This window comes from Kitasatospora sp. NPDC034035, from assembly GCF_055575755.1.
The window spans coordinates 558,499-581,192 of the sequence record NZ_JBVISA010000001.1; the positions used below are offsets into that span (position 1 = coordinate 558,499).

16 protein-coding genes and 2 pseudogenes are annotated in these 22,694 nt (G+C 70.9%); 14 read left to right on the plus strand and 4 right to left on the minus strand.

Annotated features, from left to right (window positions below; translation table 11 throughout):
- The first annotated feature begins 188 nt into the window (after positions 1 to 188).
- Positions 189 to 1,029: pseudogene (locus ACZ52J_RS02655) on the plus strand (IS5 family transposase).
- Between the two features lie 44 nt (positions 1,030 to 1,073).
- Here the strand turns inward: ACZ52J_RS02655 and ACZ52J_RS02660 are convergent.
- On the minus strand, positions 1,074 to 1,403 hold the full coding sequence (locus ACZ52J_RS02660) for a helicase associated domain-containing protein (protein ID WP_465615239.1): 330 nt from the start codon (positions 1,401 to 1,403) through the stop codon (positions 1,074 to 1,076).
- 342 nt (positions 1,404 to 1,745) lie between these two features.
- On the opposite strand from ACZ52J_RS02660, the gene ACZ52J_RS02665 reads away from it, so the two are divergent.
- The 6 genes and pseudogenes from ACZ52J_RS02665 (at position 1,746) to ACZ52J_RS02690 (ending at position 7,245) form a co-directional block, all read left to right on the plus strand.
- Positions 1,746 to 1,868, plus strand: a complete 123-nt coding sequence (locus ACZ52J_RS02665; protein ID WP_465615241.1) for a hypothetical protein — start codon at positions 1,746 to 1,748, stop codon at positions 1,866 to 1,868.
- Between the two features lie 70 nt (positions 1,869 to 1,938).
- The gene (locus ACZ52J_RS02670; protein ID WP_465615243.1) at positions 1,939 to 3,537 is read left to right on the plus strand and encodes a helix-turn-helix domain-containing protein; all 1,599 of its coding nucleotides are present in this window, start codon (positions 1,939 to 1,941) and stop codon (positions 3,535 to 3,537) included.
- A 660-nt stretch (positions 3,538 to 4,197) separates the two neighbouring features.
- A pseudogene (locus ACZ52J_RS02675) lies at positions 4,198 to 4,488 on the plus strand (IS110 family transposase); the annotation flags it as partial.
- A 208-nt stretch (positions 4,489 to 4,696) separates the two neighbouring features.
- Entirely contained in the window at positions 4,697 to 5,338 is a 642-nt protein-coding gene (locus ACZ52J_RS02680) for a TetR/AcrR family transcriptional regulator (RefSeq protein WP_465615245.1), read from the plus strand.
- Positions 5,335 to 5,976 carry a VC0807 family protein gene (locus ACZ52J_RS02685; RefSeq protein WP_465615247.1) on the plus strand — a complete coding sequence of 214 codons (642 nt, stop codon included), beginning with the start codon at positions 5,335 to 5,337 and terminating at the stop codon, positions 5,974 to 5,976. Before ACZ52J_RS02680 ends, ACZ52J_RS02685 begins: the two co-directional genes overlap by 4 nt.
- An 18-nt stretch (positions 5,977 to 5,994) precedes the next feature.
- Entirely contained in the window at positions 5,995 to 7,245 is a 1,251-nt protein-coding gene (locus tag ACZ52J_RS02690) for an alpha/beta hydrolase family protein (protein WP_465615249.1), read from the plus strand.
- 394 nt (positions 7,246 to 7,639) lie between these two features.
- Here the strand turns inward: ACZ52J_RS02690 and ACZ52J_RS02695 are convergent, their stop codons facing one another.
- Together ACZ52J_RS02695 and ACZ52J_RS02700 are read right to left on the minus strand one after the other, a co-directional pair.
- Positions 7,640 to 7,771, minus strand: a complete 132-nt coding sequence (locus ACZ52J_RS02695; protein WP_465615251.1) for a hypothetical protein — start codon at positions 7,769 to 7,771, stop codon at positions 7,640 to 7,642.
- Between the two features lie 338 nt (positions 7,772 to 8,109).
- Positions 8,110 to 8,688, minus strand: coding sequence for a TetR/AcrR family transcriptional regulator (locus ACZ52J_RS02700; protein WP_465615252.1), 579 nt, complete (start codon positions 8,686 to 8,688; stop codon positions 8,110 to 8,112).
- 85 nt (positions 8,689 to 8,773) lie between these two features.
- Between ACZ52J_RS02700 and ACZ52J_RS02705 the strand changes: the two genes are divergently transcribed.
- From ACZ52J_RS02705 to ACZ52J_RS02735, 7 genes are all read left to right on the plus strand, one after another.
- Positions 8,774 to 9,655: an SDR family oxidoreductase gene (locus ACZ52J_RS02705; protein WP_465615254.1), complete on the plus strand. Its 882-nt coding sequence runs from the start codon at positions 8,774 to 8,776 to the stop codon at positions 9,653 to 9,655.
- A 106-nt stretch (positions 9,656 to 9,761) separates the two neighbouring features.
- The gene (locus tag ACZ52J_RS02710) at positions 9,762 to 10,613 is read left to right on the plus strand and encodes an NAD(P)H-binding protein (RefSeq protein ID WP_465615256.1); all 852 of its coding nucleotides are present in this window, start codon (positions 9,762 to 9,764) and stop codon (positions 10,611 to 10,613) included.
- Positions 10,614 to 10,821: 208 nt separating this feature from the next.
- On the plus strand, positions 10,822 to 12,129 hold the full coding sequence (locus ACZ52J_RS02715; protein ID WP_465615258.1) for a hypothetical protein: 1,308 nt from the start codon (positions 10,822 to 10,824) through the stop codon (positions 12,127 to 12,129).
- Positions 12,130 to 13,928: 1,799 nt separating this feature from the next.
- A complete protein-coding gene (locus ACZ52J_RS02720) occupies positions 13,929 to 15,296 on the plus strand; it encodes an AAA family ATPase (protein WP_465615296.1) in 1,368 nt (455 codons plus the stop codon).
- A gap of 112 nt (positions 15,297 to 15,408) precedes the next feature.
- On the plus strand, positions 15,409 to 17,187 hold the full coding sequence (locus ACZ52J_RS02725; protein WP_465615260.1) for a Mu transposase C-terminal domain-containing protein: 1,779 nt from the start codon (positions 15,409 to 15,411) through the stop codon (positions 17,185 to 17,187).
- Complete coding sequence (locus ACZ52J_RS02730) at positions 17,184 to 17,951, plus strand: AAA family ATPase (RefSeq protein ID WP_465615262.1); 768 nt, start codon at positions 17,184 to 17,186, stop codon at positions 17,949 to 17,951. Before ACZ52J_RS02725 ends, ACZ52J_RS02730 begins: the two co-directional genes overlap by 4 nt.
- Positions 17,952 to 18,189: 238 nt before the next feature.
- Entirely contained in the window at positions 18,190 to 19,116 is a 927-nt protein-coding gene (locus ACZ52J_RS02735) for a hypothetical protein (RefSeq protein ID WP_465615264.1), read from the plus strand.
- A 1,045-nt stretch (positions 19,117 to 20,161) separates the two neighbouring features.
- Here the strand turns inward: ACZ52J_RS02735 and ACZ52J_RS02740 are convergent.
- Complete coding sequence (locus ACZ52J_RS02740) at positions 20,162 to 21,058, minus strand: hypothetical protein (RefSeq protein ID WP_465615265.1); 897 nt, start codon at positions 21,056 to 21,058, stop codon at positions 20,162 to 20,164.
- Between the last annotated feature and the right edge of the window lie 1,636 nt (positions 21,059 to 22,694).

Sequence of the window (22,694 nt, forward strand, 5' to 3'; positions counted from 1 at the left end):
CTTATGGTAGCGCCGCTTTAGTGATGTTATGCACGATAGATGAATAACGTCCTCCCTCTCGCCGGAGGAGCGACTGTCTGTCTCGCCTGCATCTACGCCCTGAAGTCCGTCTGGTTCGAAGAAGTCATAGAAACGCCGATCTGGCAGTGGAACGGGATCCTCCGTCCCATCTGTGCTGACGCTGTTTCATGACCGAGCGCAAGCCGTACCCGAGCGACCTATCCGACGCCCGATGGGCCCTCATCGAGCCGATTCTGACGGCATGGAGAAAAGCCAGGCTCGACCGTCGGCCGACCGGCCAGCCCGCAAAGGTCGAACTTCGCGACGTCTTCAACGCAATCCTCTACGTCAACCGGACCGGAATCCCCTGGAAGTACCTCCCGCACGACTTCCCCAACCACGGCACCGTCTACGCCTACTACGCCGCCTGGCGCGATGAGGGGCATCTTCGCCCAACTCAACTACGACCTCACTGGATTGGCCCGGGTGAAGGAAGGGCGCAAGCCTGAGCCGACCGCCTCGGTAATCGACACCCAGAGCGTCAAGACCTCCACCAACGTTCCCCTGACCAGCCAGGGAACTGATGCCGCGAAGAAAATCGTCGGCCGAAAGAGAGGCATCCTCACCGACACCATCGGACTCATCCTCGCCGTCACCGTCACCGCCGCGAGCCTGTCCGAGAACGCCCTGGGAATACGCCTCCTCAACCAGGCCAAGAAGACCTACCCAAGCATCTCCAAGAGCTGGGTCGACACCGGCTTCAAGAACGCCGTGATCGAGCACGGCGCACGCTTGGGCATCGACGTCGAGGTCGTCCACCGGAAGTCCGACGTCCCCGGATTTCACGTGGTGAAAAGGCGGTGGGTGGTCGAACGGAGTCTGGGGTGGATCATGCAGCGCCGCCGGCTGGCCCGCGACTACGAGACACTGTCGACCAGCTCCGAAGCCATGATCCACATCGCCTCGATCGACAACCTCGCCAAGCGCATAACGGACGAAACCACACCAACCTGGCGAGGAACCTACTAGGACATAAAGGGCAAACTACTCTCATCAAATGCCCACTCAAAGCTCTACCAGGCCACCCCGAGAGCCTCCAGCTGCCCGAGCTGCTCCGGGCTGAGCTTGTCCCGGCGGGCCTTCTGGATGTTCAGCCAGGACCCGAGGGACACCCCGTCCTCCTTGTGAGTGCGCGGCACCCGGACGTGCCCCTCGCGCTCGACGAAGGCCGCGAGCGCCGCCAGGCCGGCACCGAACCGGTCAGCGCGCGACACCTTCGGCTTCGCCGCGGCCGCCGCCCGCGCGGCAGCCAGCTCCTGGCCCTGCTCGATGCCGAGCGCCGCGAGCAGGGCCTGCTGCTCCTGGTCGAGCTCGGCGGGCCGGCCCGCTGTGCCCGCATCCACCGGCCAAGCTGCTCGTCCTCGAAGGCGGTTACCAGTAGCAGGGCCGGCCAGTCGGCGTGGTCCGTCGGACTCGAGCCACCACTGCCGGGTGGCAACGTGGGTGCGCTGCCAGGTGGTCGGCGTGAGGCTGCGTCTCGCTGTCGTGGGTGTAGCGGAGGATGGCGCTGCTGCGGGCGGGGGAGTACCGCACAGCTTCCGGCCGGCCGTCAGTGGCTTCCGCCCGACGGTTCGGACGGCGGGTGATGTGTGTGTTTGGTCCGTGTTCGGGGCGAGGTCGGGCGGGACCAGCGGGCTTTCCACCAGGCGAGCCGGTCGGCGGAGTCCTGCGGGAGAATCAGCTGCATGGCGATGGCAAGGAACGCCAGGACCGAGCTGAGCCCGACCAGCCACCAGGGCGCGCCGGCGGTCGCGGACACGATGGTGCCCAGGCCCGGCAGCATGGATGCCGCGGCCGTCCGGCGGTGAGCCACGGTCTTCGGTCGGTTTGATCGTTGATCCATGGCTTCACGGTCGACCGTGGTCCGGTCTTGCGGAAGTGGAAAGCCTCCTGTTCCCGGGCACTGGCAATTTCTGCATCGCGACGAGGTGGCACAATTCCCGGAACGGATGTCAACTGCCAAGCGGGGAACGGGTGGAAGGCCAAGCGAACAGCGGCGAGGACAGGAACAAGGCGACCACCAAGGCAGGTCGCGACTATGCGTCCGCACTGAGGGATGCTTTCGACCAGTGCGTCAAAGCCGGTGGTGTTACGCAGGATCGGTTAGCCAGAGCGGTGAAGTACGCACCGGCGACGGTCTCGCGTTACCTGTCCGGCCAGAGAACCGCCCCGCGTCAGTTCCTGAACGGCTTCCTGAGCTTCCTGGACGCCCATGGCGCTCCGGTCGACGACACACGCCGCCTGCATGACCTGCGCCGCGCAGCCCAGGCGGCGGGTTCGGCCTCCGAGCAGGTCCTCGTCTTGCAGGAGTTTCTCGAGCAGGCGCGGTCCAAGGTCAAGGAACTGGAGTCCCTCCTCCAGGACGAACAGGTGGAACACGCTGAGGAACGCCGCGCGGCAGCCGCCGACCTGCAGACCAGGATCACCGCTCACCAAGCCGAGGCCGAGCGGTTGTACCAGCTCCTGGAGCGCGAGCGGACCGAACGTGCCAACGAGCGGCACGCCGCGGCCGCCGAAACCCAGGCCCTCACCGCCAGCGTTGAGCGCTCCGAGGCCACCCGAACCGCCCTGGAGAAGCAGCTGGCCGAGCAGCGCGGCCAGCTCGATGCCGCCGCCACGCTCGTACGCGGGCTGCACACCGACCTCGAGCACGCCGACAGACGCGCCACCACCGCCGAATCCCAGCTCGTCACCGTACGGCGGGAACTGCGCACGCTTCGCCGCCAGGTCGAGCAGCTCCAGGCCGAACCGGCACCGGCCGACGCCGTTCCCGGTCCGGAAATGCTGGCGACTGCACAGGCCCGAGTCCACTCTTCGGATCAGCGTTACGCCGGCGCAGGCCGGCAGACCACCCGCCCCGTGCCCCCGCGTGGGCGCGCACGAGGCGGCCCCGGCCCTTTCCGCAAGCCCCGGCGCCCATTGGTCTCCGATACCCCGCAGCGGATGGGACGGGCCGCAGAAACGGTCATGGGGGTGCTCGCCGCCACGGCCATAGCCGCACAGCTCGGCACCTACCGGTGGGTGGCATCCCATGGGGACTCAACCCACTCCCTGCCAGCCCACGTCGGACACACAGCGTTTGCCATATTTCTCCTGGGCACCTCCATGGCTCCGTTCCTCGTTCTCCTGACCGAAGCGGCCCTCGCTCCCCTCACATGGGAGGACAAGGAGTGGGATCTGTTCGGGGCCTACTTCCACATCCGACCGGACTCGGCAAGCGCGGGTGAGCGACTGCGCCTATGGCTCACCTTGTTCGTCACGAGATCATTCTCCAGGGGCCCCACCCCGAGCCGCGTCTTCAACACCATCAAAGCGGCCGGTGCCGCGGCCGTCCCGACGGGCGTCCTCTGGGGCGAACTCAGCCGCAACGCGGGACAGCTGATCACCCGCTTCACTTCCCTGGCCCCTTTGATCATCCTCGGCCTCGCCGTCCTCGCCCTTCTGCGCTGGATCGCCGGGTCCATCCGTGGCCGGTAATCCGGCATCTGCCACTTCTGCCAGCTGAAGGCAGTCCGCGCGTTCCAGGGCAGGGTCGCAGAGTTCCCCGTAAGTACCACCGCAGGTGGCACCGTGGGCAGTTGCGCAGGTACCACCGTAGGTACCACGCCGCTCCCGGCCGCGTCCGCGCGTTTCCGCAGGTCACCAGCCATTTCCCGGTGGCCGGTAAATCCGACAACCCCTAATCCGATGTGAAGGCGGTTCCAGATCGCTCGGTAAGGGCGGCCCTGGATCTGTCTGGCGCGACACCTGATCATCTTGTGGCTCATGATGCCTTCAGACAGAGCGGTGCTGTCGCGGTTGGTGGGTTTCGTGGTGGTCGCGTGGGTGCCGGGCCGATGCCTGGACAACCCTTGACCTGCGAGGTCCGTAAAGAAGAGCGGCGCTGTCCGGCCCCTTCGGGCCGCCGCGAAACCCACTGGTGATCGTGTTTCCGTGGTCATGGTGCGAGCCCGTTCCAGGGATGACCCCTTCTTGATCTCTGCGAGCCTTCGAGCTCTGACGCAGACGGGGGCCCCGGGGCGCGCTGGTGTCATGAACGGCTACTGAGATGGCGGACCGAAGAGTCCTGGGATTAGGGCGCCGCGTGACCCGCGTGTGCTCGTGGCCTGCGAAAACAGGCAACGTTGGGAGAGTCGGTTGAAGATCTTCTGCGGTATCGACTGGGCCGAATCGCATCACGACGTCGCCCTGGTCGACGACGCCGGATCGCTGGTGGCCAAGCGCCGGATCACCGACGACGCGGCCGGCTACCGGCTGCTGCTGGACCTGCTCGCCGAACACGGCGACACCCCGGCGGCGCCGATCCCGGTGGCGATCGAGACCAGCCACGGCCTGCTGGTGGCCGTCCTGCGCACCGGCCGGCGGCAGGTGTTCGCGATCAACCCGCTCGCCGCCGCCCGCTACCGCGATCGGCACGGCGTCTCCCGCGGACACCCGTGATCCCTGTGCGTGGCCAGGGACGCGACATGGCGCGGGACCGTCATTTCTGGTAGCCGTCGCCGAAGCCTCCGCCGTTCCGTCCAGGGACGGTCACGCGCCCGCAGTAGCCGGTGCCGCGCCTCCGCACGCCCAGACTCAGAAGCGACTGCGTGTTTTACGTGACGCAGGTGTTGCCGACACGTGTTAGTTTTTACTCATGCGAGTAAATCCATTGGACGCGGCCGCTCCGGAGAACAGCCGGAGCTTCACCACCGACGCGCGGCGCGCCCAGATCGTCGCCGCCGCGATCGAGACCGTCGCCGAACTCGGCTACGCCCGCGCCTCGTTCGCGCAGATCGCCAAACGGGCCAAGCTCTCCAGCGTGCGGCTGATCTCGTACCACTTCGACGACAAGGAGGACCTGTTCCAGGCCCTGGTCGACACCGTCCAGGAACAGGCGCGGGTCGCCATGCAGCCGCGCATCCGCGCGCACACCGAACCGGCCGCAATGCTGGCCGCCTACATCGAGGCGAACCTGGAGTTCCTGGCGGAGCACCCTGTGGAGGTACGGGCACTGGTGGACGTCCTGGCCAACGCCCGCCGGGAGGACGGCAGCCCGCTGGTCAGCTCGGCGGGCTTCGACACCCCCGTCGCGCTGCTGGTGCAGCACCTGCGGGACGGCCAGCGCAGCGGCGCCTTCCGCCGGTTCGACGCGGAGGCGATGGCCACCGCGATCCGCGCCTCGATCGATGCGGCCGCAGGCCGGCTCGCCGCCGGGGACGACTTCGACCCGCGCGCCTACGGGCGCGAACTGGTCACCCTGTTCGCCCTCGCGACCAGGAACCAGGAGACGTCGTGACCGTCCACGCCGCTCCGCGCCCCTGGTCCCGCCTCTTCTTACCGCCGCTGCTCGACCTCGTCCTGCCGCTCGGCCTCTACTACGGGCTGCGCCTCGCGGGCGTGGACCAGTGGTGGTCCCTGCTCTGGTCGGCCGCACTGCCGGCGGCCACGATCCTCGTCCGGCTGGTTCGCACTCGCCGTCTCGACTTCCTGGCCCTGCTGATCCTCAGCATGATCGGTCTTGGGCTGGTGCTCTCCTCGCTCACCGGCGACCCGCGCGCCCTGCTGGTCCGCGAGGCCTGGACGGGCATGCTCGGCGGACTGATCGGCGCCTGGCTGCTGGCCTCGGTCGGTTACGGACGCCCGGCTCTGATGGTCGTCTTCCGCTCCTTCGTGCATGCCAAGGCGGGCGAGGACGGGCTGCGCGCCTGGGAAGGACGCTGGCACCAGGACGCCGCCTTCCGCCACGGCCTGCGAGTGATCACCGCGGTGTGGGGCGCGGCCAGCCTGCTCAACGCCCTCGCCCAGCTCGCCTTCGCCTACCTGCTGCCGGTGGACGCCGCCCCTGCGGCCATGCACGCGTGCTGGCCGGTCATCGCCACGCCGCTGTTCGTCTTCCACCTCGCGTACACCAAGCGCCACGGCCTGCGGGCCTGAGCGGAACGGGACCTTCCCTTGACCACCACAGCCCCCGTCGACCGCTTACGGCTCTTCCCAGAGCCCAACCTCGACCTCCAGACCCGCGCTGCCCTCGGTGCCACCGCCTACCGGGCCGCCGAAGCCGGGGAGCTCCTGGCAGCCGTCGACCGCATCAACCGGGCCGGACTGTCCGGCCGCGGCTACCACGAGGAGTTCCTCGCCCTCGGCCGCCGCACCGCCGTCGCCGCGGAAACCGCCCTCCGCTCAGGCCGCACGATCGGCGCCCGCGACGCCTACCTGCGTGCCGCCAAGTACCTGTCCCTGGCGTTGTTCTCCGTTCTCGGCAGCGCCCGGCCGGCCGACGAACCGGCGGTCTTCGCCGAGATGCAGGCCTGCTGGCACCGCGCGGGCGAACTCCTCGACCCGCCCGTACAACGGCTCCGCATCCCGTACCAGGGCGTCGGACTGCCCGCCTACCTCCTCACGCCCCCGGGGACACCCCGGCGCCGGCCCACCCTCATCCTCGTCAACGGCAGCGACGCCCAGAGCATCGACCTCTACGCCTTCGGCGCCTGCGCAGCGATCGAACGCGACTGGAACGCCCTGATCCTGGAGGGGCCCGGGCAGGGCAGCCTGCTCTTCGAGCACGCAATCCCCTTCCGTCCCGACTGGGAACACGTCATACATCCGGTCGTCGATCACCTCCTGTGCTCCCCGCTGGTCGACCCCGACCGGATCGCCCTGACCGGCTGGAGCATGAGCGGCATCCTCGCCATCCGCGCGGCCGCCTTCGAACCCCGGCTCGCCGCCGTTGTCGCCGACCCAGGCGCCGTCGACAACTGGCTCGCCTGGCCCAAGACCTGGCGCAACCTCGCCGACCATCCCGACCCGGAAGCCGTCAACCGGCACTGGCAGGAGGCCGTCCTCCCGCAACTCGGCCAGGCCACCCCGCTGCTCGCCAAACGCGCCGAGATCTTCGGGCCCCAGTTCCTGCACGACGCCCGCGCAGGCCGGGCGCCCCAGGACCTCTGGCAACTCGCCCGCGCCATCCGCCAGTTCCGCTGCGACGACGTGGCACACCTCGTCACCTGCCCGACCCTCGTCCTCGGCTACGAAACCGAGGCCCTCATCCCGGACCAGGACACGCACCTCTTCGACCTCCTCCGCTGCCCCAAACAGCACACCATCCTGACCACCGCCCAGGGCGCCGGCGACCACTGCGCCCCCATGGCCCCCCAACTGCGGAACACCCTCGTCCTCGACTGGCTGGAGCGCACCCTGGCCTGACCTCCTTCCCCGGCGGCCCGGCCCGGCCCACCGGACGCCACCGCCGGACGTGACGCGGGTCTGTCCCGTTGACTGGTTGCCCGCGCACGGGGGACCAGGCTGTTCGGTCGGGGGTTCGGCTCGTGGTCCGGTACGGGATCCGGCTGGGGGTTCGGTCCGCAGCGCGGTTCGGCCACCGGCCTCCGACCGAGCTTGCCGCCTGTTTGCGCTGCTCATCGGGGGTGACGGGCCGAACTCACCACCCGACTTACCTTCCTGGGCCCCTGCCTGGTGGTTGTGGTGGGTGGGTTGGGGCGTTGGTCGGTGTGGTCGGGCGCTGCGCTGTGCTGTGCTCTTGTTCTCGCGTCCGGCTGGTGCCGGCCGCTCGTGTGGGTGGGGCGGGCGGCGGTGGCGGTCAGGCGGGCTTTGGGGGTGGGGGCCACAGGAGGCGGACGTTGCCGTAGCGGGCGCGGGCGGCGTCCGCGCTGAGTCCGAGCGCTTCACCGATCGTGGCCCAGGTCGCGCCGGCCTCGCGGTCGGCGATCACCGCGCACCGGACCAGCTCGCGGGTCAGCTGCTGGGAGTCGGCCGCCGCGGTGCAGTGGGCGCCGGGCGGCCCTTGCTGCGCCTGGGTGGTGCGGGCGGTGACCGGGATGCCGAGGTGGCCAGCGCCGAGACCGACCCCCAGCGCCGGGACGCGGACTGCCTCACCGCCCTGCGCACCCTGTGCCGCTGAACCCGGCCCGGGTGAGCCGACTGCCGCTCCCGCCCTGCCGTCCCCCGCTCCGTCGGCGTCAAGGGATCGGTGGGGGAGGGCGGCGAGCCCGAAGAGCCCGGGGGTCCGCTTCCCGCCCGCCGCACCGGTGCCGGACGCTGCCCGTTCGGTCAGCCCAGCGACGCGCTCGCCGCACGCAGTTCGTTCAGGGCCGCCAAGGCGCACCCGGCGAGCCCGTCCCCGGGGCCACGGTCCTCCTCGGCCCACTCGGCGTACCCCCGCTTGAAAGCGAGGACGCCCAGTTCGCCCGCGAGAGCCGCCGTCGGACCGGGCACGCCGCGGGCGAGCAGAGCGGTCGTCATCGCGGCCGCGAGACTCACGGTCTTGAGGGCGTCGCGCTCCTGAAGCTCGGTGCTGGCGGCGACGGCCGCCTTCAGGCGGGGGGCGAGCTCGCGGCTCCCGGGGCCCATGGCGGTCGAGGCGCGCTGGAGACCGGCGGCGACCGCCTCGAGCGGACTGGCGTCGCAGGGCGCGTCGGCGATCCCCTCGGCCAGCAGCCGGCTCAGCGTCTCCTGTCCGGCGACCAGCAGCTCGCGCTTGTCGGGGAAGTGCCGGAAGAAGGTGCTCTTGGTGACCCCGGCACGCTCGGCGATCTGCGCGACCGTCGTGGCGTCGTACCCCTGCTCCGTGAACAGGTCGACCGCGGCCACGACGAGGCGTTCACGCGCACCTGGTTCCCATCGACCCATGGGCTCAGCATATGCGATGGGACTCTTGTCCCGTCACCCCTGTTACGGTGATGGGACAAGAGTCCCATCACTTGTGGAGGGTTCCATGCGCGTCTTCGTCACCGGCGGCACCGGTCTGATCGGATCCGCCGTTGTCGCCGAACTCCTCGGCCACGGCCACACCGTCCTCGCGCTCGCCCGCTTCGAGGCCTCCGCACGGGCCGCCGAGGCGGCCGGCGCCGAGCCGCTGCGGGGAGGCCTCGCCGACCTGGACGTCCTGCGCTCCGGCGCCGCCGGGGCCGACGGGGTGGTCCACCTGGCCTTCGGCAACGACTTCAGCAGCCCCGAGGCCCTCGCCCGCAACGTCGCCGAGGAGACCGCCGCCCTCACCACCCTCGGTGAGGAGCTCGTCGGCAGCGACCGCCCCCTGGTCACCGTCTCGGGCACGCCCTGGGTGCCGGGCCGTGCCTCCACCGAGGCCGACCCGGTGCCGATCGACGGGCCGGTCGGCGGCCGCGGCCGCACGGTCACGGCGATCCTGGGCCTGGCCTCCCGCGGGGTCCGGAGCACGTCCGTCCGCCTGCCGCGCACGGTCCACCACGAGGGCGCGGGCGGATTCGCCGGTCTGCTGACCGACATCGCACGCCGGAGCGGGATCTCCGGCTACCCCGGTGACGGTACCCAGCGCTGGCCCGCCGTCCACGCGCTCGACGCGGCGGTCCTCTTCCGGCTCGCCCTGGAGCGGGCGCAGGCCGGTACTGCCTGGCACGCCGTGGCCGACGAGGGGGACGCGGTGCGGGACATCGCGGCCGTCATCGGTCGGCGGCTGGGCCTGCCGGTCGGGCCGGTGCCGGAGGAGACCTACGGCCCGCTCGGCCCGATCTTCAGGGCCGACCAGCCCTCGTCCAGCACCCGCACCCGGCAGGCGCTCGGCTGGGAGCCGAGGCACCCCGGCCTCCTGGCGGACCTGGAGAACATCCGGCCCTGACGCGCTCCGGCTCCCGGCTCGTTCCCCACCCGTTCCCCGCCCCATCGCCGACAACCAGGCACGTCGATGGGGCACTTCACGTCCACGACAAGCAGGAGGTTCCATCATGCCGACAGTGGTCTTCGGCGCCCGAGGCAACGTCGGTCGTCATGTGGCCGGCGGCCTGCTGGCCGCCGGTGAGCAGGTCAGAGCGGTCAGCAGGGTCCCAGCCGCGGGCCCGACGCCCGGGTACGACTCGGTCGTCGCTGACCTGGGGCGTCCCGAGACGCTGCCTGCAGCGTTCGACGGTGCCGACAGGGTGTTCCTGTACGGAATGCTCGACCCCCAGCAGCCCTACGACATCGACAAGGTCGCTGCGGCGGCCGCGGCAGCGGGGATCCGGCAGGTGGTCCTGCTCTCGTCGGTGGCGGTCGTCCTGGACCCTGACGCCGACCACCCGGTCGCCCGGCTGAACCGCACGATCGAGCAGGCCGTCCAACGCTCCGGCCTGGACTGGACGTTCCTCAGGCCGGGGACGTTCGCGACCAACACCCGCACCTGGTGGGCCGAATCGATCCGCACCGACAACGTCGTCCGCCTTCCCCGTCCGTTCGCCCAGTCGGCACCGGTGCACGAGAAGGACATCGCGGCGCTGGCGGTGACCGCCCTGACTGAACCGGGCCACTCGCACCAGGCCTACATCGTCCACGGGGCCGAGTCCCTGACCCTGCAACGCCAGGTCGAGCACATCGGCGAGGCCATCGGCCGTCACATCCGGGTCGAGCACATCTCCGACGAGCAGGCCTGTGCGGACGTCGCCAGAACGATGCACCCGGTCGTGGCCGACGCGATCGTGGGCCAGTGGGCCGCCGCCGACGGCGTCGCGGCGGTGACCTCCGCCATCGCCGAAAAGATCACCGGCGTTCCGGCCCACACCTACGCCCAGTGGGCCGCCGACCACGCCGACGACTTCCGCTGAGGCCGCCGCGCCGGGCCGGCCGTACGGAGCCCGGCCGGCCCGGCTGCCCTGCCTGGTTCCCCGATCTCCTGCAACAGGCTTCAGCCATGGCGATGGAACGCACAGTAGTGCACCCACCGGCCATGTCGTAGGCCTCGCGTGCGGGAGTCTTGTCCGTCCAGCCGGGCGTGCAGCAGACTCTCGTGCCGATACCAAGCCTTGGGGAGCCGTGGTCCGTGTGGCGGGCGCGTACGAGGCGCCGTTGTTCTCGGCGGGGTGGCCGCAGTCGCAGCGCGGCTTCCTGGTCTACCCCACGTACTGGCCGCACACCGAGCGGGCCTTCCCGGGAGTCCTGGACATCCTGACCAGGCTCGGGGCCGCCCCCGCCGCCGCCCGGACGCGCCACGGCATCATCGTGGGGGCGGACCTGGACGCGGATCAGCTCGCCGCATTGCGTGGCGACCGCCAGGTCGAGTACGTCGAGCACGACTGTGTCGGCGTCGTCGCCCGCTACCACCGCGTCCTCGGCCCGCACCGCGTCGTGGGCCAGTACTCCGTTGCCGTGGCTGACGACGGCGACCTGCGCGCACTGCTCGCCGGCCTGGACGGCACCCTGCTACACGCGTGCGACGAGGTCCACAGGTTCGCCGCCCTGCTGACCGATCGGCAGCGCGACCAGCTCCGACGCAACCCGATGTCTTCTCCGTCGACGACGGCCAGCGGGAGTCCGCCGACTGAGCCCGAGACCTCCGACCGGGCACTCCGCCACTGCAGGGCCTCCCTACCCGTCCCGCACGCCGTCGAGCCGCCCGGTCACCGCTCGGGGGTCGCAGGAACGAGGAATCGCGCCGGAGTGCCGGCACCGCAACGGCGCCGTCGGGCAGGCCGGTCACGCCACGATTCCTCTGCTTGTGGGACACGATTCGATCACATGCCCTCGCCGCCGCTCCGGGATGCGCGAGGGTGGCGCCGCTGTCCGAGCACCACCCTTAGAGGAAGAACGTCCTTCATGAGCCACCCTGTTCAGAATGCCCCCAAGCGCCCCGTCTACCGAAAGGTCCGCGTCGTCGCCCCCGTCGCCCTGATCGTCGGCATCGCCGTCGGCGCGGCGGTAGGCGGAGACAAGAAGAGCAGCACCCCGGCGGCCGCACCCACCGTCACTGCCATGGCCACCGTTCCCGCTGCGGCGGCCAAGGTTCCCGCCCCGCTTCCTGCTGCCACCGTCACCGCCACCGTGACAGCCGAGGCCCCTGCGGCCCCCGTGGCGCCGAGCACGCCGGACAAGCCCAAGGGCGACACGATCGGTGGCGACGGCAGCTACGAGGTCGGCGTCGACGTCCAGCCCGGTACCTACAAGAGCAAGGGCCCCAAGGCCGGTGGCATCGGGATGTGCTATTGGGAACGCAACAACGGCGGCGACGGTGTCGGTTCCATCATCGCCAACGACAACGTGCAGGGCCCCGCCACCATCACCATCAAGCCCGGAGACAAGCTCTTCAAGACGACCGCCTGCCAGGACTGGGTCAAGACCGGCTGATCCGAGGAGGCTCCACGCGCCCGAAGCGGCCCGCGAACCGCGCCACGAAGTCGCCGAATTCGTCTGACCACCCGTCAGTTATATCTTCCAGCACAGACGGCTGAACGAGCCAACGCGCCACAGGTCACGGCACGCCTGTCTACTTTCCGACGCCCGCCCCGGGCCGTTTGGAGTGTCCGGGGTGCGTCAGCGACCGGGAGGCGAAGGGCTTGGGCCCGTGGTGTTGCCCGCTCCGTCCATGCGGGAGTTGGTGGCTGCGCTGGTCTGCGCCCCGGATGACCCGTGGTGGGGAGGACCGGGTACTGCACGCCAAGCTCTACCCGGCGAAGGGCCGCGGGTGTGACCTTTTGGTCGTTGTGGGCGTGGAATCGGCCTGGATGCCAAATTGTCTGGACCTTTGGCTAGACCTGTAGGGGGTGCTTGGCCGGGTCGGCGTCCGGCGGGTTTGGTGACTGTGTGTGGTGGTTGGCGGGGTTGGGGGTGGTGTCGGCCAGGTCGGGCGGGTGGGCGGTCTTTTCTGGCGTGTGTTCGGCTTAGAATTTCGTGTGGTGTGTTTTGCCGAATTGACCGGCGTGGTTTTTTGGGTTCGGGTTGGAATGGCCGGGTGAGGGCTCGTTGGCGGGGGTCGGGGGTCGGTGTTCGGTTTGTTGGGGCCGGTCGGGGCTGCGCTGTCGCTGTCGTGCCCGCCGGTCGGAGCGTGCCCGCCTGCTGGCCGCCGTCCAGGCCGTCCGGGCCGTCCTGGCGCCGTTGTCCGGGGCGGGGTGTGCTGGCCGTGCTGGGCTCTGTCCGGCTGCTGCGCCGCGTGTCCGCGGGCTGCGGTCCTTGGTGGTGGGTGGTGGTGCTGGGTGGCCGTCAGGCCACCCTTGAGGGCGTGCACGAGGGCTGTTGCTGGGGTTGGTGGCCGGGGTGTGGGTGCTGTCGCGCCCCCTGTCGCGTGGGGCGCTGTCGTGCCCTGTGACGTGGGCGGATGCCGGGTTGCCCCTGTGTGTGGTGGGGGCGCGACAGGTGGGCGCGACAGCCGCGGGTCGGGCTGCCGCCCAAGGGCCGTCGGGTACGGCGGCCGCTGCAGGGGCCGGCCTTTGTTCTAGTGGTGGGGTTCGGTGGCTGGTGCTCGGCGGCCTGGTGAGGGGGTGCGGGGTGCAACGCGGTGTTGCGCCGGGGTGCAAAACGGGGCCGTGTTGCGGGTCTGAACAGGCGTTATGTGGCCGGGAGGGGCCCGGGGCGGGCGTGTTGCACTGCCGTGTTGCACCGCCGCGCTGCTCCGCCGGCCTCGACGCCGCCCCGCTGCTGCGCCCTGGCCGCCGTTCTGGTCGGCCGCCAGGCCGGTCCCGCTGCGCCCGGCTCGGCCGTCCTGCCCGCCGTGCCCGCGCCCGTCCTGGCCGCCGTCCTGATCCGTCCTGCCCGGTGTTCGGTTTGGTGGTGTTGCTCCGGGAATTGCCCCGTTGACGGCGCGCACTGTTTTCCGGGCGGTCTGGATTGGCGGTCGCGGTGTCGGTGGCGAGGGCCGTAGGCCCCTTTTCGGTGTGCCTGAATTGGATTTCTGTCGGCTGCGTCGTGCGAGGCTTTCGGATTGTGAGTGGGTGGGGTGGTGTCAGCGGGTTGGGCGGCAACGGGCTTTCAAGGGGCAGGGGACTGCTGGGCTGGGCTTCTGTCTGATGGTCTCGCTGGTTGTTGCTGTCACGGGGTGACCAACCTGCTGCCATGATCTGCGAGTTGCGCCTATCACACGTGGTGGTTGGCTGACATGGGGTTGCTCATTCCTGTGTGGCCAGCCATGGCGGGGGAGTGGGCTGGTGTTCATGACCGCCGATCCCGTGCCCACGTCCTCGCCGCTTGGTTCGCTCAAGGAGGCTTCGGCCTCCGTGGCGGCTGTGGAACCGCCTGCGTCCAGGTCGCGGGAACGGGCGCTCACGCGGCGGGCGGTGGTTGGGCGTCTGCTCGTGCTGGATGAGGCCGGGACTCTGGCGTCGGTGCATGTGCGGATCGCTGCCGAGTCGGCTGGGGTGTCGGTGCGGACGGTGTGGAACTGGCTGGCTATTGCCCGGCGGTCGGGTCGTGTGGGACCGGTTCCGCGCCGTGGCGCTTTCACGGTCACGGACGAGTTCTGGGCCCGGCTTTCCGAGTTGGGCGGGAACGTGGCGGCTCTGCACCGGGAGCTGACCGGACAGGCGGCGTGCGGGCCGGGGCAGGAGCCGGCGGGGCTGGTGCCGTCGTTGGGGACGTTGCACCGGGCGGTGCGCCGGGAACAGCAAGCCGGCCGTGTTCTGCAGGGCGTGCGGCCTGGGCGTGGCCGGGTGGAGCCGGCGGTGTATGACCAGGCACTGGCCGACCTGGCGCTGCCGGGCACGGTCGATGAGGTCGGCCGGGCCGCACCGGTCGCCGAACCCGATCCGGCGGTCGTGCCCGATGGCTCCGCCGGGTTCGTGCCGTTGGGGGTGCGGCTGCACGTTCCCGGCGCTCAGGTGGTCGCGACAAGCCAGCTGGGCGAGGTGACGGAGGCCATCGGGCACACGGTCGCCGCGCGCGGGATCGCCTGCGTGTACGGGGATGCGGGGCAGGGCAAGACGGTCGCGGTCCACCGGGCCCTTGGCCTGCTGCCGCGCCGTGTGCCTGTCTGCCTGGCGCAGGTGGCGGTGAAGCCGGCCCTGCCGCAGCTGCGGGCCGCGCTGTTGACCGCGTTCGGTCTGCCGGCGACCGCGCTGACGAACCGCACGGATGCGGCCGACCGCGCGCTCATCAACGCCTTCAAGGCTCCGGGCGTGCTGCTGGTCGACGACGTGCAGCGCATCGCCGCTCCCGAGCTCGACTACCTGCGCCTGCTGGCCGACGCCCCGACCACGCAGACGTCGCTGGTGCTGTGCGGGGCCGGCGCCGAGCGCACGCTGGCCCGGGCCCCCGCGCTGGCTTCGCGGGTGCTCACCTGGCAGCACGTCCCCCGCCTGGAGGCCCCCCAGATCCCCACCGTGCTGCGCCTGTTCCATCCGCTGTGGCATACCGCGGCCGACGCGGATCTTCTGTACGCGGACGAGACCTGTGCGCGGGGGAACTTCCGGACCTGGGCGAAGATCACCTCCCACGCCTACGCGGCCCTGGACCAGAGCCCCGACACCGGTGCCGATCGCGCGCTGCTGGACAGGGCGTGTTCCCGGCTCGGCCCCAACCCCTGACCCCGCCACCCCGGCCGCTGCGCCACTGCCCCCGCGTCGCCGTGCTGACCGTCACCGCGTCCCCCGTCGACCGTCGCGTGCGCCGCATGTCGCCGCACGCGAAAGGATCCTGGTGAACATCCACACCCCCGCCAGCACCGCTGCCGTCCCGGCACCTGCGCTTGCGTCGGTCGAGGCCGAGCCTGCCCTGGACGCGGTGTCGTTGAACGCCCTGCGTGCTCCCGCGGTGCGCCGTTTGCTCGTCCTGCGTGCCGAGGGCCGGCTCACGCGTGCGCACGTTCGCACCACGGCGCAGTGCCTGGCGGTGTCGGACCGGACGGTGTGGCGATGGCTGGCCGACGCCGCCACCGCACCCGCCGCGGCCGGCTCACCCGGGGCACGCCGAACCGACCGGTTCGAGATCACCCCCGAGGTCCGGGTACTGCTGGCCTACTGGCGCGGCAACGCCTCCGCAGTCCACCGCGAGCTCCTCGCCCGCGCCCACTCGGCCACCGGAGCCGCCACCGCGGCCGGCGGAGCCGACAGCGCGTCCGACGGGGCCACCCCGCCGCCAGGGCCGCCCCGGCCGGTCGGGGCGGCGATCCCTGGCGGCGCGCCACCCGCGGCCGTTCCCGTGCTGGAGCGGGTGCCGTCGCTGGCGACGTTCCTGCGCGCGGTGCGCCGGGATCTGACGGCGGGGGAGCGGGCCGGGTACCGCAAGGGCCCGGAGGCGGCCCGGGCGCTGGACGTGTTCGGCAAACGACCGCGGACGTGGCGCAACCACACCTGGGAGGGCGACCACGTCCAGGCCCCGCTGCGCGTCGTCGCCGACGGCCAGCTGGTACGCCCCTACGTCACCTGGTTCATCGACTGCGCGACGAAGGCCATCACGGGGGTGGCGGTGACACCGGGCGTCCCTTCACGGGCCTCGATCCTGGCGGCGCTGCGCTCGGCGGTGCTGCGCACCGGGCCGTACGGACCTGTCGGGGGCCGGCCGGAGACGGTGCGGATTGACCGCGGCAAGGACTTTCTCTCCCGCACTGTCACCGCGGCCTTCGACGCGTTCGGCACGACCGTGGACGACCTGCCCGCCTACAGCCCCCACCTGAAGGGCAGTATCGAGAACCTGAACCGCAGCGCGGCACGGATGCTGTTCGCCGCCCTGCCCGGCTACCGCACCAAACAGCCCCGCCGCCGCCCCGACCGCCTGCCCACCGCACCCGTCCTGTCTTTCGAGGACTTCACCGCCGAAGTCCTGGCCTGGGTCACCTGGTGGAACACCGAGCACCACCCGCAGGGCCTGAACGGCCACAGCCCGCTGCAGGCCTGGCAGGCGGATCCGACACCGCTCACCGACATCCCGCCCACGGATCTGTGGTCCTTCACCCTCGAGGACGACGGCCGTACCCGCGTGATCACCAGCCACGGCGTGCGCTTCCGCAATCGCGACTACCTCGCCGACTGGATGACCGGGCAGGCCGGCCGCGAGGTCAGGGTCCGGTTCATGCCCCACCACACCCACGAGATCGAGATCTGCGACCCCGCCGGCCGCCGTCTGGGCACCGCCCACCTGGCCGACCAGGCAACTCCCGAACAGCTCTCCGCGCTGCGCCGCGTCCGCGCCCGGCGCGCACAGCGGCTGCGGGCCGAAGCCAAGGCTGCCGAGCACCTGCGCCACCAGCGCTTCGCCCCCGCCACCACCGTGATCGCACCACTGCGCCTGGAGGCCGCCACCGCCGCCGAGGCGGCCCGGGAGCTGTCCCGCCACCACGAGAGCGACCTGGCCGCGCTGGCCCTGCCGGACCTGATCCCGCCTGCCCCGCCACCGGCCGACTGGCCCACCCCCGCCACCGTCAGAACCGCCGCCCGGCCCACCTCACCAACCGACCCACCAGGACAGGACGCCCTATGACCCGCCGCCTGCCGCCCGCACCCACCGACCAGTACGTCACCCTGCCCCAGGCCCGCCTCGTGGCCACCCGCGCGCTGCTCACCGTGCGGGAGAACCTCGCCGACACCATCACCGCCCGCGCCATGATGTGCATCCACGGCGGCGCCGGCTTCGGCAAGACCGTCGCGGTGACCAGCTGCCTGCGCGAACTCGAACCCGGCGAAGAGATCCACCGCATCACCTTCCACGCCCGCCCCACCACCCGCGCCGTGCGCCACGAGCTGTTCACCAGCCTCCAACTGCCGGGCCAGCCCCCGCGCTACGCCAGCGAGTTCGACCACCTCCTCAAGACCGCACTCGCCGCCCACCCCCGCACCCTCGTCCTGGACGAGGCCCAATGGCTCTCCAGCGACCAGCTGGAGTACGTCCGCTACCTCTGGGACGACCCCTATACCCAGCTCGCCGTCGTCTTCGTGGGCGGAGAAGGCTGCTACCAGGCCCTGCGCAAGGAGCCGATGCTCTCCTCCAGGATCTTCATCTGGCAGCGCCTCGCCCGCCTCACCCCCGAAGAGGTCCTGGACGTCATCCCGCTCTACCACCCCATCTGGGCCGAAGCCGACCCCGGCGACATCGCCTTCGCCGACCAGCACGCGGCCCACGGCAACTTCCGCAACTGGGCCCGTCTGACCGCCCACACCCATACCGGCCTCCAGCGCACCGGCCGCACCCGCGTCGACCAGGAAGTGCTCCGATGGGCCTTCAGCCGCCTGGGCCCGGCCGGCTGACCAACAACCCCGACAAGGAACGGAAGCAGCACCGGCGGGCAGGCTCGCCGACCCGTGGTGGGAGGTCCGGCTCCTGCACGAGAGGCTCTGACCGACGCGCGGGCGCGGGGTGCACCACCGCTGCGCCACCACTACCGTGCGTCTGCACCTCCCGACGGACGCCCTGACCTGCTCCGTACCTACGCCCACTGGCCCGGGAGCATCCCGCCCCGTCGCCGCTGTCGCTATCCTGGCGTTCGTGATCAACAAGAGGACGGCACGTGCGGCCGGGGGCCCGCCGACGACCGCCGGGCTGCGGGAGGTGCTCAGCCGTGCCGCGCGTGTCGTGATCGTCGATGCATCGCCGGGCGAGGCCGACTGCGCTGATCACGCGCGGACGGAGGTGACCGGTGCCGACATCGCCGACCTGGCCCGGCTGCTGGCCGTCGTGGACGGTGGCACCGGAGAGCTGTGCCTGTGCGACGGCTGGCCCACGATCACGGTGCACGGCCCGAACGGCGACCTGATCGCCTGCTGGACCCTGCACCACCAGAGCGGCCTGCGCGGGCTGGGCGACTGCGACGCGGACCTGGTCGACGGCCCGGCCCTCACCGACTGGCTGGCGCAGCGGGGCCTGACCGGATCCCGCTGGGTCCAGGACCAACTGGCAGCCCTGAACGCCGCGGAGGACCAGCGCCGGACACGCTGGATCCAGGCCGCACCAGCCGGCCTGGCCGAGGCGGCCGCGGACGTGGCCCGACCCTCGGGCCGCGACCACGGGGTCTGGTCACGTGGACTGCGTGACGCCGAGGAGAGGCTCGCCTCCCTCATCCGGCTGCGCCACCCCGAGGCGACCGAGCGGATCCGCGCCCTGCTGGCCTGGGCCGGGGTCCCGGCCCGGGAGGCCACCGGCGGCCTGAAGTGGTACGACCTGGCCGTGCAGCGCCAACTGCTGACCGAGGACCCCGACCTCGTCCTCACCGCCCTTGCCGCACACTCCTTGAGCCTGGCCCAACTTGACGGTGCGGCCGAGCTGTTCAGCTCTACCGAATGGGTCCAAGCCCACGGCAGAAAGCTGCCCGAGCCGCTGCGCTCCACGCTGATCGGGCACATCGAGGCGGACGGAACCGAGCCCATGCGGTTTAGGCAGCGGCACGGCTACTACGGCGCGGAACGAACCGTCTGATCGGGCGCGGCTACAGTATGCAGCTCTACTGCAGCCCGCTCTCCTTGAGCACCCGCATCAGCAGTAGGCAGCCCGCTCTCTTGCCGGGGGTGTCCCGGACCGGGCCTGGCGTTGCGGATCGCGCTGCTCGTTGTTGGAGCTGTGGGAGGAGGCAGGCCCGGACCAGCTGGAGTGCCGGGGCATGAACGAGGCCGTGCCGCAAAGGACTTGGCCCCGCTGATGCTGCCCGTTCCGACCAAGCGGGAGCTGGTGGCCGCGTTGGTGTCTGCTCCGGATGACCTGTGGTGGGAGGCGCGGGTGCTTTACGTGAAGCTCTACCCGGCGACGGACTGCAGGGTGTGACCTTTTGGTTCTCTGTGGCGTGGAATGGCCTCGGATCCTGTGTTGTCTGGACCTTTACCTGGGCCTGTCGAGGTGGCGTGATGAGGCCGGATCGGTGACTTTGTGTGTTGGTCCGAGGGATGGTGTGGGGTGTTCGTTCGGGTGACGGGGTTATCCGGGCTCGTATTTGGTCGCCGATTGCCGCTGGCGGTTTTTCTGGGTTGAATTTTCGCGTGTGGCGCCGTGGTGGTCAGAATTCGGGCCGAGCCCGGCGCCCGCCGCCCCGCAGCTGCTGCGCCCCGCACCCGGCGTCCCTGCGGCTGCTGCGCCCCGCCCCCGTCGTCCCCGCACCGCCCGTACCCGCCCTGCCCCCGCCGGTTGCTTTGGTGGCCCCGGGGTTGCGGGTCGGTGTTGCGGGTCGTGCTGCGCCCCGGGCCCGGGGGGCTTGGTGTGGGTGGCCGTCAGGCCGCTCCGGTGCCCGCCTTGGAGGCCGTTCGGGTACCTGTCTGCGCTGTCGTGTGGGCTTGTCGCGCCCGGCGGTCCGCCGGTTCGCCGTGTGGGGTGGTGTCGTGTGCCGTGACATGGGCGGATAGCGGCGAGTGGCTGTGTGTGGTCTGGGTGCGACAGCTGGGGGTGTTCACGAGAGGTTGTGATCAGTGGCTCTCTGCGAGTGTCGAAGATCGTTTCCCGGAGGCCTGGAGATCGTTTCCCATCGGCGGGGTGGTTAGTGCAGGTCTGCGGGCAGGTGGTCGTGGATCGCCCGGTGGAAGGCTGTGAGTCGGTTCGTCTCGGTGTCGAGGTTGCTCAGGGTCTCGTAGGCGTGCGTCCGGGCAGTGATCGAGGGGTGGTTGACGAGTTCGCGGTAGAGGATCCAGATCCCTGCGCGAATCAACGCCTCGCACTCCTCTTGCTGGATGGTGTCGCCGGCGCTGAAGGACAGGAGAAGTTCGAGCAGCGCGGTGCGGGCAACGGGCGTGGTGAGTGTCGGGTCGGCCAGAGCGGCCAGGACGACGGCGGTGGCGGCGGGTGCGGGCTCCATCAGGTTGGACTGGATCATGACGTGGTTGTCGAGCTCGGCGAAGGTGGCTTCGCCTTGGGTGCGGGCGCTGATCAGCCGCACCAGCGCGGCGGGCACATGGCTCGCGGGATGGCCGCAGCCGCATGCCATGGCGTCCCAGTCATGCCGGTCGATCTCGATGCGGACCACCTGCATGGCTGGGTGTTCGGCCGCGGAGGGCGCTGTCAGGGATCGTCGGCCGGCAACGAGCCGGTCCTGCTCGGCGCGGAATGTGTCCAGCAGCCGGAAGAACTCCGCGACGGGTGTCGAGCCCGCAGGCGTCTCCCGTTCGATCTCGGCGGCCCAGCCGAGCGGGCTGTGTCGACCGAGGTGGCGCCAGAGCCATTCCTTGAACGAGTCCTCAGGCCAGAAGTCAAAGTCCTCCTCGACCCGGTGGACACCCAAAGCCACGCGATAGCCGATCAGCATCGACTCCAGGTGCCGCAGTGAGCCGCCGGGCAGCCACACGCCAGGGCGGAGCCGCACCTGCTCCAGGAAGTCGTACGCACCCGTGCACTCCTGCCAGTGCTTCGGGCTGTTCTGAGCCTTGTTCTCGGTGGGCATGGCCGGGAGCCTACGGGTACCCACGCCCGTTGATCTCGGACAGCTCTGTTCTGGGTCGAAGGTGGGTGTGACCGGGGGGCTGGATGGGGCTACGGGTGCTGTCCGGGCGCGGGGCCGCTGTCTGGGCCGTCGACCGTGAGGTGTCGGCCGCCGTCGGGGCCGGCCTTCGGATGGTGGTGCCGGGGGCGCGGTGGCAGGCCGGTCCCGGTCTGTCGTTCCGGCCGCCGACGGTCGGGGGCTGTGGGGTTGTGTCATTGGGGGGTCGTTCGTCCTGGTGGCGGGGCATCAGGCGGGGCTGTGTGCCTCTGCCCTGCTCCCGATGAGACGGGTCACCTGGGCCGACCTGCCCGTGGCCCCGGGTCGGTGTCTGTGGTCCGGTCGGGGGCCGCAGGCCACCGCGCCAGCCCCGACTCACCGTCCGCCCCGGCCCACCGCCCCGTGCCCCGGGTACCCGCCGCCTGGTGGCGCCGCAGGCGACACCTCCCGCAGCCTCTCTGAGGGGCCGCCAGGCCCCCGCCTCCGCCTGTTTTCCCGCACCCTCCGCGCGCGGTGCCTTTTTCTCGGTGGCGCCGCAGGCGACACCCCCCGCCGCTCTCTGAGGGGCCGCCAGGCCCCGGCCTTTTGCCGGGGCCTGGCCTCTTTTTCTGACGTTCCTGTGCCGTGCTGCGCCTCGTATTTTTTCAGAAGGGTGGCTCCTGGGTGTTTTTCGCCGGTATATGCGGGTAGCGGGTGGCGTTGCGTTTCGTTCGGAATCCCGGGTGGCTGGGGATGGCTTTCCGGTGTCCGCGTATCGGGGTGTTCTGGGGATCTGTGGTGCGGGGTTTTGGTCGGGCGTCGGGATGGGTTTCCCAGTGACATGCCGCGCGTCTCGGGAGGGCGGGTCTGGTGACATCCTCGTGCGTCTTGGGAGGGCTGGTCCGGTGACATGCCCGTGCGTTTTCGAGGGCCCTGTGCTGCGCCCCGTCCAGGCGCTTTTGACGGGGCGGGGTGTGACGGTCTGGGGGCTGTTGTCCGGGGTGTCCCTGGCCCCTGGTTCCTGGGGTGGTGTGGGGGTCGGGATGGTGACAGCTCTTGCATCTTCGACGCCCCGCCCTGGCACGGGTGCGAGAGGGCCGGTGGGAGGCCTGTCCGGGGCGCCCGGCGTCGGTGCCGGTCGTGCTGCGCCTGGCGGCTGCTGCCGGGGCCGCCGCCCGGGTGGGTGCCGGCCCCGGGTGAGACGTTGTTGTCGGCAATTCGCGTCATATCGTCAACGGGTGCCGTTCCGGATATCGCCCTCCCCGTCAGGGGAGGGCCTTCTACCCGAATTTCACGTCACATCGTGAACGCTGGGGCCGCCCCGCAGGGGAGGGCCCTGTACCCGAAATTCGCGTCACATCGTCAACGCTGTCCATGGCGGGCCGCAGGCCCGTGCCCCACCACCCCGAAGTTGAGGCCCCGACAGGGGCCGCCACCCGCCCACTAATTCGCCGCAGGCGAATAGGCCCCAGCCACCCCCGCCCGGCGCAGCCGGGCTCCGAGGCGCAGCCTCGGGCAACCACCCACGGTGACGCCGCCAGGCGGCACCCCCGCACCTGGCGGTGCGTCAGCACCGCCGCATTTCCGCCAGGAAATGCTCAAGCCGCAGGCTTCCGCCCCC